A 12,858-nucleotide genomic window follows, 5' to 3' on the forward strand; every position below is an offset into this window, starting at 1 on the left:
GGCGCGTAGGAAACACCCCCTCAGGGTAGGCGTATGGCGCGCCGAAGCGGGCGATACGGGCACAGAGTGTCGTACTCTTAGGGGCGTGATTGCCCAACGCCACTGCTCCAAGCCCGGCTGCTCCACGGTCGCTGTCGCCACTCTGACCTACGACTACCGCGACTCGACGGTCGTTGTCGGCCCCCTCGCGACTGTCGCCGACCCTAACTCTTACGACCTGTGCGACGAACACGCGCACAACCTCACCGCGCCGCTCGGCTGGCAGGTCGTGCGTTTGGCAACCACCTTCGAACCCGCTCCGCCCTCGGGGGATGACCTCGCGGCGCTCGTCGATGCCGTGCGCAGGGTCGCCCAGGAGGCGCAGGCAGCTCCGGCACCGCCTCAGGAGACCCGCAAGCCGACTACCGGACCGTTCGGGCCGGCGCGTTCCGTGGGGACCCCCGACACCTCGAGCCCGCTCGATCCGTCGAGCCCCTACGCGCGACGCCGCGCCCAGTTCACCGTCGTCGACGGCACGGACACCGAGGACAACGACTAGGGCTACAGGCCGAAACGAGCCTGCGTCGCCTCGTGGAAACGAGCCTGGCCTCGCGAGCGACGCTCAGCCTCCCGACCCCAGTCGCGATCCCTGCGGGCCACCAGCACGGCCGCAATCACAACCTCCGGGTGGAGGCCATCAGGGAGGGGAGTCTGCACGCGACGCGACAGACGCTGTGCGAGCGAGACGGCGACCTGTCCTCGAACGTCCGTCTTCAACGAGCGATTCGACTGCAGGAAGGCACGAGCCTCCGCGACGAGGGCATCGTCGAGGGGGAGGATCGTCGCTGTGCGTGCCCAGTCTTCGAGGCCCGGCGGCAGCACGAGCGGCGGGTAGAACACGGATGCGCCCTGCGAACACACCATCGTCCCGGCCGCCAGATCGCCCAGGCGCTTGCCTTTTGAACTCATGATCTCCGCGAGTGCCGCGAGGCCACCGAAAGTCGCCCAGTTCTCCAGAATGCCCGTCGAGACGCGCACTGCGCTATGGCGGGCGGTGATCGCACCGCCGTCGTCGCGCACGACCCGCAGGTTAAATGCCCACTTCCCAAACGAACGCCCACGGGTCGCGATCTCGACGACCAGCGGCAGGAAGAACATCGTCGTCGAGAAGAAGCCGATGATGATCACGCGCTGGATCGACGGGGACGGCGAGGTAAACCTGACGGCCATGAGTAACAGCACGACCGTGCACATCAAGTACGTCGTCGCATCCATCACGGCGGCGGCGAAGCGCTCCGGAGGCGAGGCTGGCGTCACGTCCAGGGTGACTGCCTCGCCCGTGCGCACAAAGTCGTCTTGAATGGCGCTCGATTGACTGCGTTGCGTGCTCATATATGACACGCTAGTCCAATGGACATTGATGTGCTGCGGGTAAGTGGCGAAACGGAATGGAAACGGCTGGAACAGCTGACGCGCCAGCGCTCGCTGTCTGGCGACGAGATTGACGAATTCGACCGTCTCTACCGTTCGACCACAACGGATTTGGCGCGCGTTCGCACGCTCAACCCCGATCCCGACGTGATCGCGGAGCTGTCGCGCATCCTGTCCGCCGCGCGCGGGCGTCTCGCGGGCACCGGCGGCCTCTCCGGAACCGTTATCGCGCGTTTCTTCACGGTGTCCCTGCCGCTCACGCTCTACCGGATCCGTTGGGTGATCGTGGCCGTGATGGCAGCGTTCATTGCCATCGCCGGCGTCCAAGCGCACTACCTGATGAGTCACCCGGACGTCATGAACGAGCTGGGTACCCCTGAGGAACTGAAGTACTATGCGCAGAGCGCGTTCGTTGAGTACTACCACCAGGACACGAACGCGGAGTTTGGCCTGTCTGTGTGGGCCAACAATGCCTGGATCGCCCTGGTGGGCGTGGCCACGGGGATTACGGGCGTCTACCCGCTGAAGATCCTGTGGGAGAACGCCACGAGCATCGGCACCTCAACGGCCATCGTCTTTAGCTACGGCGGAGTCTGGCACTTCTTCCGTTTCATCCTGCCGCACGGACTTCCCGAGCTGACCGCCGTCTTCATCTCGATTGCGGCGGGCCTGCGCGTCTTCTGGTCGCTGCTCGTGCCGGGTCCGATGACGCGCTTCCAGGCTGTCGGACAGGCGGCTCGTAGCGCGATGACGGTCGCGGCGGGCTGTGCCATCCTCCTGGCCGGATCCGGCGTCCTGGAGGGCTTCGTGACGCCCTCCGACCTGCCTGACGCCGTCAAGATCACCCTCGGTGCTCTCATGACGGCCGCCGTGTGGGCATACATCCTCATCCTCGGGCGGCGCGCGCACCAGGCGGGCGGTAGCGCCGACGTCGGCATTGACGCCGGCTACTACCAGCCCGTCTCGGGGTGAGGCTCTCACGCGGCGTCAACGCGCGCGAAGCAGGCCCGGCTCAGAGTCGGCCGCTCTTCTTGAGCTCGATGTAGCGGTCCGCGGTCCGGGCGGGAAGCAGACCCGCCGAGGCGCGCACGGTCAGAGCGCCGGCCAGGCGAGCGTCGGTGGCTCCCGCCTCGTCGGATCGCTCGGCGAGGGAAGCGGAGGCTGCAAGGAACACCTGCTCGGCGTCCTCGCGTCCTGCCCGAGCCCGGATTTCGTCCGGATCGGTTGCCGATGCAACCAGCACCGTGTGGCGGTCGCTGAGACGCGCTAGCGCGTCGGTGAATTCGGTTTCCATGCCGGCCGGCGGAATCTTCGTTGCGATAACGACGAACGCGGAATGATGAACGGTCTGCTCGACCGTGCTGACCATCTCCGACCAGTCGGTGACGTCCAGGCGGGGCGAAATATCCGTAAACGTGTGGGCCAGGGTCTCGATGACCTTGGCTCCTCGCACGCCGGACACGCGTGCGCGGACAGCCGAGTCGAGGACGATGAGGTGCACCTTGTCGCCCGCACGGTCGGCCAGGGCAGCGAGAAGCAGGGCGGTTTCGATAGAGGAGTCGAGGCGCGGGGCGCGTCCCAGCGCGATAGAGTCGACCTCTTCGTGCTCTGGGGCTCCGAGCAGGGCCGAAGAGGCGCGCCCGCAGTCCACGACGATCACGACGTGGCGGTCGCGTTCGGGCCTCCACTGGCGCACCATCAGTTCCGTCGAACGCGCGGACGCGCGCCAGTCGATGTCGCGCGGATCGTCGCCCACGACGTAGGAGCGCAGGGAATCGAACTCGGTTCCCGCGCCGCGCAGCGTCGTCGGTGTGGTTCCTTCAAGCTCGTGGAGGCGGGCCAGGCGCGAGGGCAACAGGACGCGCGCCTTGAACTCGGGGAGCACCGACAGGGACAGGGGAGCGGACAGGCTCACCTGGCGCGCTCCCAGGTGCAGGGGACCCCACGAGCGAATCGTGACGACGTCGGCCTCGCGGGTGCCGCGCCGGGTCGGGGCGAGCACCGTGGAGACGCGCTCGGAGGTGCCCGGGCGCAGTCGCACTCGCTGGCGCACCGGCGACGGATCGAGCGAAGGGGGCCACGCGTCGCGCACATCCAGGTTCATGTGGCGCTTCGTCGTGTTTGTCAGCCGCAGGCGGGACTCGGTGGTCTGGTCAGCGCGAATCGGCCCGGTCACGTCACGGCTGAGACGCAGGGTGCGCGGGGAGGGCGCGGCGAAGGCATCGAGGAGGCACACGGCCACGACGAGGCCACACCACGCCCACGCCAGAGCGCGGGACGGGGCGAAGGCGAGGGGAATAAGCCCGACCAGTACGAGGAGCGCGCTACGCGCTGAAATCGCCACGGGGGCCTCAGCGGGGCACGGGGGTAGCCGCGAGGACACCGGCGACGACGTCCGTGGCGGTAACGCCCTCGAGGTTGGCTTCGGCGCGCAGACCCAGGCGGTGTGCGAGCGTCACGGGAGCCATCGTCTTAACGTCGTCGGGGGTGACGAAGCCGCGGCCCTGGAGGAACGCCCACACGCGCGAGGTGCGCAGCAGCGCGGTCGCGCCTCGGGGAGACACGCCCAGACGCACGGCGGGGGAGGTGCGCGTCGCGCGGCACAGATCAACGAGGTAGGCCATGACGGCCGGTGAGACTTCGATGTGGGATGCCACCGCGTGGGCAGCCTGAATGTCGGCTGCGCTGGCGACCGGGCGGATGCCTGCCTCGGCCAGCGCCATCGGGCTGAAGCCCGCCTGGTGACGTGCGATGATGTCGATCTCGGCCTCACGCGACGGCAGTGGCAGCTCGAGCTTGAGCAGGAAACGGTCCAGCTGGGCCTCGGGCAGCGGGTAGGTGCCCTCGTACTCAACGGGGTTCTGCGTCGCGATCACCATGAACGGCTCGGGGAGCTGACGGGTCTCGCCGTCGATCGAGACGGTGTGCTCTTCCATCGACTCGAGGAGGGCCGACTGGGTCTTCGGAGGCGTACGGTTGATCTCGTCTGCGAGCAGCAGGTTCGTGAAGACGGGGCCCTCACGGAAGACGAACTCGGACTGCCCGGCGTCCCACACCATCGAGCCCGTGATATCGGCGGGCATAAGGTCGGGGGTGAACTGGATACGCGCCATGTCCACGTCGAGGGCGCGCGACAGGGTACGCACGAGCAGCGTCTTGGCGACGCCGGGCACGCCTTCGAGGAGCGCGTGACCGCCCGCGACGAGGGCGACGATGAGCCCGCTGATCGCGGCATCCTGGCCGACGACCGCCTTGCCGATCTCCGCCTTCAGGGCAAGGAGCGCCTCCTGAGTACGCTTCTCGGTCTCATTGAGCGCGCGGCCCGACCAGCCCTCGCCGGTGGGCGCAGAGAACGAGGCGCGGGCGTCCTGCGGGGCGACCTGCACCTGGGGTGCGTAGGGGGCCGGCGCGCCCTGCGGAGCGTAGCCGTTCGGCGGTGCGGCGGGGATGGGGCCGGGCTGGGGCATGCCCTCGGGCGCGGGGCCGGGGATCGGGCTAGTCATGGCGAATCTCCTTTTCGAGAGCGTCGAGGTCATTGGCAAGGCGGATGAGCGCCTTTTCGGAGGTTGGGGGCGGACCCCACAGGAGGGCGGAGCAGCGCGAGGCGGGCAGGCCTCGCTGTTCCATCGCGTGAGTGAGGGCTTCCCGGTCGGCGGTGTGCGCAACGCCCAGGGCGGTCGCGATGCGCGAGGCCGTGGAGCTGCGCAGTGCCTGCGCGGCGTGCTCGTAGGCGCGCTGGGAACGCATGAGGCGGGCCTTGCCGATAAGCGTCTCGGAGGCCGGGACCTCGATGGGGAGGCGTTCGGAGGTGAGGGGGCCGAGCCTGCGACCACGCGCGAGGCCAGCCAGCAGGCAGGCGGCGATGACCATGAGGAACGCGGGCATGAGGTACGGGGATGTGAGCATCTCCTGCGTCGATGTGCCCGTCGGGGTATCGGTGCGCGTCGGCGAATACCATGCGACCTTCGGGGTCCGGCCGATCGCGTTGATTGCCAGCGCGGCATTTCCTCCCTCGGAGATCGCGCGGTTGCGCAGGCGCAGGGAGTCGGGGATCAGAGCGCGGAATCGGCCAGAGTCCGAGCGCTCGGCGTACGCGTAGTTCCTGCCGTCGTCGGAGAAACACAGATTCCATCCGTCGGTCGTGCCGGACAGTACGTAGTCCGAGGCCTGCAGATGCTGGGTACGGTCCGCAATGTCGGAGGTGCAGCCGGGGGTGAGCCACGTCTTGCTGCTGTATTTGCGACTGGAACGCAAGCCCTGAAGGTAGACGGAGTATGACCCGTGATCCTCCTCGAGGCCCACGTAGACGACGTTCGTGCGCGTCTCGATAGCCTTCGCCATCTCCTCGGTCATACGCGACGGGAAAATAACGACGAGAGTTGTATTCTCGTCGACCGACGCCGCCTGCTGCGCGTTCACGTCACGCACGGAAATACCGTGGTCGCCCAGCACCTGGGCGAGGGCGCGCGCCCCGTCGCCCCCCTTATTCCGAATACCGACGGGGGCGTTGTTGTACCCAGCCGTGGGCAGGATGGACGCCGCGATCACTAACAGCAGCGAGAATACGACGATGATGATCATCGGACGTGCCGCGGCGAAGCGCTCGCGCGCCGTCGGAGTGACGACAGCGACCTGTGTGGCTTTCACGATGCCACCTCCGCATCGTGGCACGCGCGCAGGAGGTCCGGGGTGAAGCGGCGCAACGCCTCAACCTGATCGGATGAAACGCCGGAGCGGCCGTAGCGCACCTGGTCAAAGGCCTGTGCAAACTGATCGAGCTGGGGGCCGAACATGGGCGCGACTCGCGTCGCAGCGTGTGCCGCCTCGCGCGCCGTCAAGCCGGGCGTGGAAGTCACGACATCTTGAGCGTCCAGGCCCAAAACCATGAGACGGTACGCCCACACGTAGGCCAGGTCCCAGTCCTGGGCTGCCACGGCCTCGTCGAACGAGGCCTGAGCCTCCGTTTCGCTGGCCTCCTCCTCGAACACGGTCGGAGAGACGCGCTTGGCGAGGCGGATCGGGTTGAGGATAAGCGCAATGATGATTGCGGCGACCGCGATAATTCCCACGATCATAAAGATCAGGGAGACCGGGGGAGTGCCCTGCCCCTTCCAGGACAGGGCGTCCCAGAACCAGTCAATGAGCGACGCAACCCAGCGCGCGATGGGGTTGGGAACATTCGCGTACTCGCTGTGAGAGAGTTCCTCAACGATCCACTCGTGCGCCTCCCCCTCATCGGGGGTCAGCGGAGCGTCGCAGGAGAGCAGGGTGATCACTGCTGCTGTGCGCTTGCCTGGGCGAGGACCGCGGCGAAGTTCTCCTTACGGATGCGCAGATCCGTGTACATGAGCGTCTCGAACGATGCAGAGAACGGCAGCAACAGCGAGGAGCCGAGCATAACGAAGAACATGGCGATGGCAGAGCCGATCGGGCTTGAGGGGTCGGACGTCGCCGCGAAGGAGACCAGGCCGCCGATGAGGCCGATGACGAATCCAATGAATCCGCCGATGAAGCCGACGACGAGGTTCAGCAGCAGGAAGCGGCCGAGAGTCGGCCAGAACTCACCCTTGACGAGCGACCAGGAACGCTTCAGCGAAGCGACGGGACCGATCTCCTCCAGCACCGCGCATATAGGAGCGAACAGCAGCTTGATCTGGAAGAAATAGATGAGGATAAAGACGGGGATAATAGCAGCGAAGGCGACAAGAACGAGCCACCACAAATCATCGTTGCCACCCATCAATGCGGCGAGTGAGGCGAAGACGGCGACGATCCAGAGGACGACCGGGATCATTGTGATGACCGCGGTCAACGCAAAGGAGCCAAGGAGCGATCCGAGTCGCTTGCGCGTCATCGCCCACGCTTCGCTCAACGTCAGCTTCCTGCCGACCGTCATCTGGGAGACAGTCGAGGCCAGCAGGCCCGTGAGGATGCTCGTTCCCGCGAACGTGACGATCCATTGCACCAAGTTCGAAATCATTTGCAGGAGGAGAACGTTGGACCGATCCTCCAACGATTGCTGGAGTGCCTGGGGATCGTAGTCAGTATTGGCGACGGACTCGTATCCGAGGCCCGAAAGCAGGATCGACACACTGGCAATGAGCGACACGAGCAGCATGATGACGACGGTGAAGCCGAAGAGAACCTTCGGGTTCGAACGGATTGCCTCGAAGGCGCCGCTGAACAGGTCACCGATCGTGAGAGGGCGCAAGGGGATGATGCCGGGCTTGGACTGCCACCCCCACCGGTTGGTGGTGGAGTAGCCGGATGCTCCGGGCTGGGCGTTGTAGCCAGGCTGTGCGCCATAAGTGGGCTGTGCGCCGTAGGTGGGGGCCTGGGGTGCGGTGTAGCCCGGCTGGGCTCCGTATCCCTGGGGGGCCTGGGGTGCGGTGTAGCCCGGCTGGGCTCCGTATCCCTGGGGGGCCTGGGGTGCGGTGTAGCCCGGCTGGGCTCCGTATCCCTGGGGGGCCTGGGGGGCCGTGTATCCCTGCTGAGCGCCGTAGCCCGGCTGGGCCCCGTAGCCCTGCTGGGGCGTCGGTGCGCCGGACTCGGGCTGCGGCGTCCATCCCTGGTAGGGGGCGGACGGATCGGGAGAGGTCCAGGGGGAGCTCATTGATGCCTCCGTGTTGATGGTGCTTCTACAGTGTCCATCCTGCCACATGCGCAACTTGCGCGAAACCTTATCTCGGGGAGAAATTGAGGGATGGCTGCGCGAGTCTCCTGCGTTCGTGACGATTTCGTGACACTATCGTGATATGAGTTCGCGCATCCTCGTCGTCGACGACGACGTCGCCCTGGCTGAGATGATCGGCATTGTCCTCCAGAACGAGGGCTATGACGTCGTCTTCTGTGCCGACGGATCCGCTGCGTTGGCTCAATTTCAAGAGCACAATCCGGACCTGGTCCTCCTGGACGTCATGCTGCCCGGTATGGACGGCTTTGACGTGTGCCGCGCGATCCGTCGGGTTTCGGACGCTCCGATCGTTATGTTGACCGCCCGTTCCGATACCTCTGATGTCGTGACGGGTCTCGAGGCTGGTGCCGACGATTATGTTCCCAAGCCCTTCAAGCCCAAGGAACTCGTGGCTCGGGTGCGCGCGCGGCTGCGGGGCCGTGAGGAATCGCAGGCCGATGAGGGCCTGTCCCTCCAGGACCTGTCGATTGACGTTGCCGGCCACATCGTCAAGCGTGAGGGGCGCGTCATTGCGCTGACTCCTCTGGAATTCGATTTGCTGGTGACCCTGGCGCGCTCGCCGTGGAAGGTGTTCTCGCGCGAGGAACTCCTTGAGCAGGTGTGGGGCTACCGTCATGCCGCCGACACCAGGCTCGTCAACGTCCACGTGCAGCGCCTGCGCTCCAAGATCGAACGCGACCCGGAGCGTCCCGAGCTGGTCGTCACAGTCCGCGGGGTTGGGTACCGTGCCGGCGCAGGGGCGTAGGGACGCGCTCAAGGATCTGCTGCGTGCCGTCGCATCGTCGAGGCCGTGGTCCCTTCTCGCCTCCTCTCACCTCGCCAGTCGTATTCGGCATTCCCTGTCCGCCCGCATCGCCCTGGCGATTACGGTCGCCGCGCTCGTTATTCTCCTCGTTTTTGGGGTGATTATCGCCTCCCAGCTGCGCACCTCCATGTTCGAGACGCGCAAGGATGCAATCCTGGCTGACGCGTCCCTGCGCTTTTCATCCGCGCAATCCGTGTTCTCCTCGTCCACGGCCTCTTCTCCCGCGCAGGTTCAGGAGTCCGCGCGCGGTGCGCTGGCATCGCTCAAGGCCTCGGCGGCCGGCGCGGGTGCGACGAACGTGGCGCTGCTGCGCTCGGAGGGAGCCGCGGCGTCGCTGCGTATCAACCAGATCGAGGATGAGCAGATGCGCGCGCTGATCACCCCGCAGATGCGCACCGCGGTCTCGGGCGGGGGCGCGCAGTGGCAGTCGGTTGGTATCCGCTCGAGCGACTCCGACAAGGTGGTCCCCGGAATTCTCGTCGGCACTCAGGTGCAGCTGCCTCGCGCAGGCACGCACGAGCTCTACATTCTCTACTCGCTGTCCGCCGATCAGGCGCAGGTCGACGTGGTACTGCGGGTCCTCGTCCTTTCTGCGCTTCCCATCATCGTGGCCCTGCCGATAGGTGTGTTCGCGCTGCTGCATCGCCTCCTGCTGCCCGTGCGAGTCACCGCCCAAGCTGCGACGAAGGCCTCGAAGGGAGACCTCGATGTGCGCGTGGATGTGCATGGGGACGACGAGATGGCCGACCTCGGGCACGCTTTCAATGCGATGACCTCCTCGCTCCAGGACACGATCTCGCGCTACGACGAGCTCGCGAAGCTCCAGCAGCGCTTCGTCTCCGATGTCTCCCATGAGCTGCGCACCCCGCTGACGACGATCCGCATGGCGGAGGACATCGTGTGGGACAACCGGGACGAGCTGCCGGCCCACGCGCGTCGATCCGCCGAGCTCCTGCATGACCAGACCGAACGCATGGAGCAGATGCTCGCGGACCTGCTGGAGATCTCCCGCTACGACGCTGCCAGCGCCCTGCTGGACGCCGAGGACCGCGACCTGCGACCGATCGTCCTGCGCGTCGTCGAAGGCTGCGCGGAGCTCGCGCAGCGACAGAACGTGCGCGTCGAGATCGTGGCACAGGGCAGAGTTGCGGCCGAGATTGATGAACGCCGTATCGAGCGCGTCATCCGTAACCTCGTCGTCAACGCGATCGAGCATGCCGACGGCACGCCCGTGACGATCACGCTCGCCGCGACCGATACCGACGTCGCATGCCGCGTGCGCGACCGCGGGGTCGGCATGACTCAGGAGGTCGCCGACCACGTCTTTGATCGCTTCTACCGCGCCGACACCGCCCGGGCCCGCACGACTGGCGGTACCGGCCTCGGCCTCGCGATCGCAACTGAGGACGTCGCCATCCACGGAGGACGCCTGCAGGCGTACGGAGAACCCGGTCGCGGCGCGTCCTTCCTCATGACGCTGCCCAAACGTGCCGGCGAAGAGATCGCCAGCCGCCCCCTTGCCCTGTGGGAGGAAGAATGAGACACCGCCTGATGCCACTTGCCGTCGCCGCATGCCTGGCCCTCGCGGGATGTACCTCCCTGCCCACCTCCTCGGCACCCGCGCCCTTCGACGTGTCAGCTCGGGACGGCAGCGGCATCCAGTTTTCCGCGGAGGGCCCTTCCGATGGGGCGGACGCCGCGACCCTGGTGAGTGACTTCCTGCTGGCGTGTGCCGCCGGCCCCCAGGATGACTACGCGACCGCGCGCCTGTTCCTGAGCGCAACCTCGGCGCGTTCGTGGCAGCCGGAGACGGAAATCCTCATCTACGACACGGACACGGCCCCTGCGGTCACAGCCGGATCTGAGAATGGCTCCGAGGTAGACGTGACGGTTTCCGTGCTCGGCGTGGCCAGCATCGACGCGTCGGGCGTGCTGACCCGCGTGGCTGCCTCGACCGTGACGCGCACCTTCTCCCTTGTGCGCGAAGACGGACAGTGGCGCATCAACAACCCCGAGAACATGGTCCTCATGAGTCGGGCGTCTTTCACGGCCTCGTTCTCGCTCGCAAATCTCTACTTCCCGACGACAGAGGGCGGGGACCTGGTCGCCGATCCTCGCTGGTATCCGTCGCGACGCCTGGCCTCCCACCTGCTCGCGGGCCTCGTCGAAGGGCCGCGTCAATCTCTCGAGCCGGTCACGGCGAACGCAATCCCGCCGGGCACGACCGTGCCCTCCCAGGGACTCGACGTCGTCGACGGGGTGGCGCGCGTGGAACTGAACGCGGTGTTGCCCGCGACCGAGGGGGCGCGTGCGAACCTCGCGTGGGAGCTCACCCGCACCCTCACCCAGGTGGCGGACGTGACGCAGGTGAGCGTCTCTTTGTCCGGTGATGTGCTGGATACGCAGGGGATCCCGGTGCCCCCGACCTACTCTCTCGACACTCTCGTGGGGGCGGGCCCCGACGGGGTGGGGATCGTGTCATCGTCGGGGCTGACGAGCCTGACCAGCACCACCGATGCCTCCAACCCGACAGTCTCGCCAGTGGACCCCTCGCTGGTTGCCTGGAGCGGTACCGACGGTGTGTACGCGCAGCGCGGCGGAACGTCGGTCGCATTCCTGCCCGGACAGGCGCCTCTTGGCCCGTCGGTGGATCGCTTCGGATGGGTGTGGGGCCCCGCCACGGCCTCGTCGGTGAGCGTCGGCGGGGGAGTCGATGGCGCGTTCAGCGTGAGCGTGGAGTCCGAGAGCGCCGGGGAGATCCACGCGGTGCGCATCTCTCCCGACGGCACGCGCGCCCTCGTCCTGCGCGGAAGCGACGCGAGCGCGTGGGTCGGTGTCGTCGAACGCGGAGCCTCCGGGCGCCCGCTGGCGATCCGTGCCCTCGAACAAATCCCGCTCGAACACGGCTCGGTTGTCGACGCGTCATGGACGACATCGACGGGCATCGTGCTCGTTGTGCGCGCGACCGGCGAGGACGACCAGCTGGTCACGCTGCCCCTCGGCGGTCTGCCCTCGAACGTGTCCCTCCCGATTCGCGTGACATCGATGAGCGCCGGTGGGTCTTCCTCCGCGGTCGTCATCTCGGGCACCGATGCCGCCGGTAAGGCGCAGGTGCTCATCCGCTCGGGCGCCCTGTGGCAAAACGCCCCCGAGTCCCTCACCTCCGCCCGATACGCGGGGTAAGAACCGTGGTGGGCGGGAGCGGAGTCTGGGGCCTGATACGGGGGCTGGTCGGCGCGCTCCTTCCCGTGCAATGCGCCGGGTGCCGCGCCTGGGACGAGGTCCTGTGTCCGTCGTGTCGCTCCCTGGCTGGCGGCCCCGCGCACGTGGCATCGCTTGAGGGCGTGCGAGGCCCCCTTCCCCTGGTGGCCATGGGGGACTACGACGGGCCGCTGCGCCGCATCGTCCTTGCCGCCAAGCACTCCGCACGTACGGACGTCACCGATTTTCTCGACGAGGCCGGGGCCCGCCTCGGCACCGCGCTGGGTGGGGTGCTGGGCGTGGCTGGGTCGCCCGCTGCCGCTGTGGGTTCGTTGGAGGGGAGGGCAACGCCGACCGGGGGAGCGGTGGAGGTGTGGGTGGTGCCCGCGCCCTCGTCGTGGAAGAGGCGCCTGCGGGGTAGGCAGGTGGCGCTGCCGCTGGCGCGCGCTGTTGCTCGGGCGTTCGCGGCGAGCGCGACTCCGGGTGTGCGTGTGCGCGTGCGGGTGGTGGACGCTGTGCGGCTGCGCGTGGGTGCGACCTCCCAGTCGGGCAAGGCCGGGGCGCAGCGCACGGTGGGGCGCATGGGGTCGATGCGGGCGCTCGCGGTCCCGGGGCCTGGCGTGCGTGTTGTTGCGGTGGATGACGTGGTGACGACGGGCGCGACGGTTCGGGAAATGGAGCGTGTGTTGGGTGGGCTTGATGCGGTTGTGACTCTGTGCCGACCCGGGCTTATCTCATGACGCAGGTC

General features: G+C 67.3%; 12 protein-coding genes. 6 read left to right on the forward strand and 6 right to left on the reverse strand.

Going from position 1 to position 12,858, the window contains the following annotated elements; translation table 11 throughout:
• Nucleotides 1-85 precede the first annotated feature (85 nt).
• Complete coding sequence (locus JJJ16_RS01360; RefSeq protein ID WP_219751092.1) at nt 86-538, forward strand: DUF3499 domain-containing protein; 453 nt, start codon at nt 86-88, stop codon at nt 536-538.
• Nucleotides 539-540: 2 nt separating this feature from the next.
• On the opposite strand, the gene JJJ16_RS01365 is transcribed toward JJJ16_RS01360, so the two are convergent.
• Complete coding sequence (locus JJJ16_RS01365) at nt 541-1,371, reverse strand: RDD family protein (protein WP_219751093.1); 831 nt, start codon at nt 1,369-1,371, stop codon at nt 541-543.
• An 18-nt stretch (nt 1,372-1,389) separates the two neighbouring features.
• Between JJJ16_RS01365 and JJJ16_RS01370 the strand changes: the two genes are divergently transcribed.
• Nucleotides 1,390-2,382: a stage II sporulation protein M gene (locus tag JJJ16_RS01370; protein WP_219751094.1), complete on the forward strand. Its 993-nt coding sequence runs from the start codon at nt 1,390-1,392 to the stop codon at nt 2,380-2,382.
• 40 nt (nt 2,383-2,422) lie between these two features.
• Here the strand turns inward: JJJ16_RS01370 and JJJ16_RS01375 are convergent, their stop codons facing one another.
• The 5 genes from JJJ16_RS01375 to JJJ16_RS01395 are packed head-to-tail and all read right to left on the reverse strand — an operon-like array spanning nt 2,423 to nt 8,023.
• The gene (locus JJJ16_RS01375; protein WP_219751095.1) at nt 2,423-3,754 is read right to left on the reverse strand and encodes a DUF58 domain-containing protein; all 1,332 of its coding nucleotides are present in this window, start codon (nt 3,752-3,754) and stop codon (nt 2,423-2,425) included.
• Between the two features lie 7 nt (nt 3,755-3,761).
• Entirely contained in the window at nt 3,762-4,913 is a 1,152-nt protein-coding gene (locus JJJ16_RS01380) for an AAA family ATPase (RefSeq protein ID WP_219751096.1), read from the reverse strand.
• The gene (locus JJJ16_RS01385; protein ID WP_219751097.1) at nt 4,906-6,057 is read right to left on the reverse strand and encodes a DUF4350 domain-containing protein; all 1,152 of its coding nucleotides are present in this window, start codon (nt 6,055-6,057) and stop codon (nt 4,906-4,908) included. The genes JJJ16_RS01380 and JJJ16_RS01385 overlap by 8 nt, the downstream gene beginning before the upstream one ends.
• Complete coding sequence (locus tag JJJ16_RS01390) at nt 6,054-6,686, reverse strand: DUF4129 domain-containing protein (protein WP_219751098.1); 633 nt, start codon at nt 6,684-6,686, stop codon at nt 6,054-6,056. The genes JJJ16_RS01385 and JJJ16_RS01390 overlap by 4 nt, the downstream gene beginning before the upstream one ends.
• Nucleotides 6,683-8,023: a glycerophosphoryl diester phosphodiesterase membrane domain-containing protein gene (locus JJJ16_RS01395; protein WP_219751099.1), complete on the reverse strand. Its 1,341-nt coding sequence runs from the start codon at nt 8,021-8,023 to the stop codon at nt 6,683-6,685. Before JJJ16_RS01395 ends, JJJ16_RS01390 begins: the two co-directional genes overlap by 4 nt.
• A gap of 142 nt (nt 8,024-8,165) precedes the next feature.
• Between JJJ16_RS01395 and mtrA the strand changes: the two genes are divergently transcribed.
• The 4 genes from mtrA to JJJ16_RS01415 all read left to right on the forward strand — a co-directional run bounded on the left by mtrA (nt 8,166) and on the right by JJJ16_RS01415 (nt 12,850).
• Nucleotides 8,166-8,849 carry an MtrAB system response regulator MtrA gene (mtrA, locus tag JJJ16_RS01400; protein ID WP_219751100.1) on the forward strand — a complete coding sequence of 228 codons (684 nt, stop codon included), beginning with the start codon at nt 8,166-8,168 and terminating at the stop codon, nt 8,847-8,849.
• The gene (gene mtrB / locus JJJ16_RS01405; RefSeq protein ID WP_219751937.1) at nt 8,830-10,449 is read left to right on the forward strand and encodes an MtrAB system histidine kinase MtrB; all 1,620 of its coding nucleotides are present in this window, start codon (nt 8,830-8,832) and stop codon (nt 10,447-10,449) included. Before mtrA ends, mtrB begins: the two co-directional genes overlap by 20 nt.
• Nucleotides 10,450-10,460: 11 nt before the next feature.
• Entirely contained in the window at nt 10,461-12,092 is a 1,632-nt protein-coding gene (locus tag JJJ16_RS01410; RefSeq protein WP_219751101.1) for an LpqB family beta-propeller domain-containing protein, read from the forward strand.
• A 143-nt stretch (nt 12,093-12,235) separates the two neighbouring features.
• Nucleotides 12,236-12,850: a competence protein ComF gene (locus JJJ16_RS01415; protein ID WP_318836508.1), complete on the forward strand. Its 615-nt coding sequence runs from the start codon at nt 12,236-12,238 to the stop codon at nt 12,848-12,850.
• The last annotated feature ends 8 nt before the right edge of the window (nt 12,851-12,858 follow it).

The organism is Schaalia sp. ORNL0103 (assembly GCF_019429565.1).
Lineage (GTDB): Bacteria > Actinomycetota > Actinomycetes > Actinomycetales > Actinomycetaceae > Pauljensenia.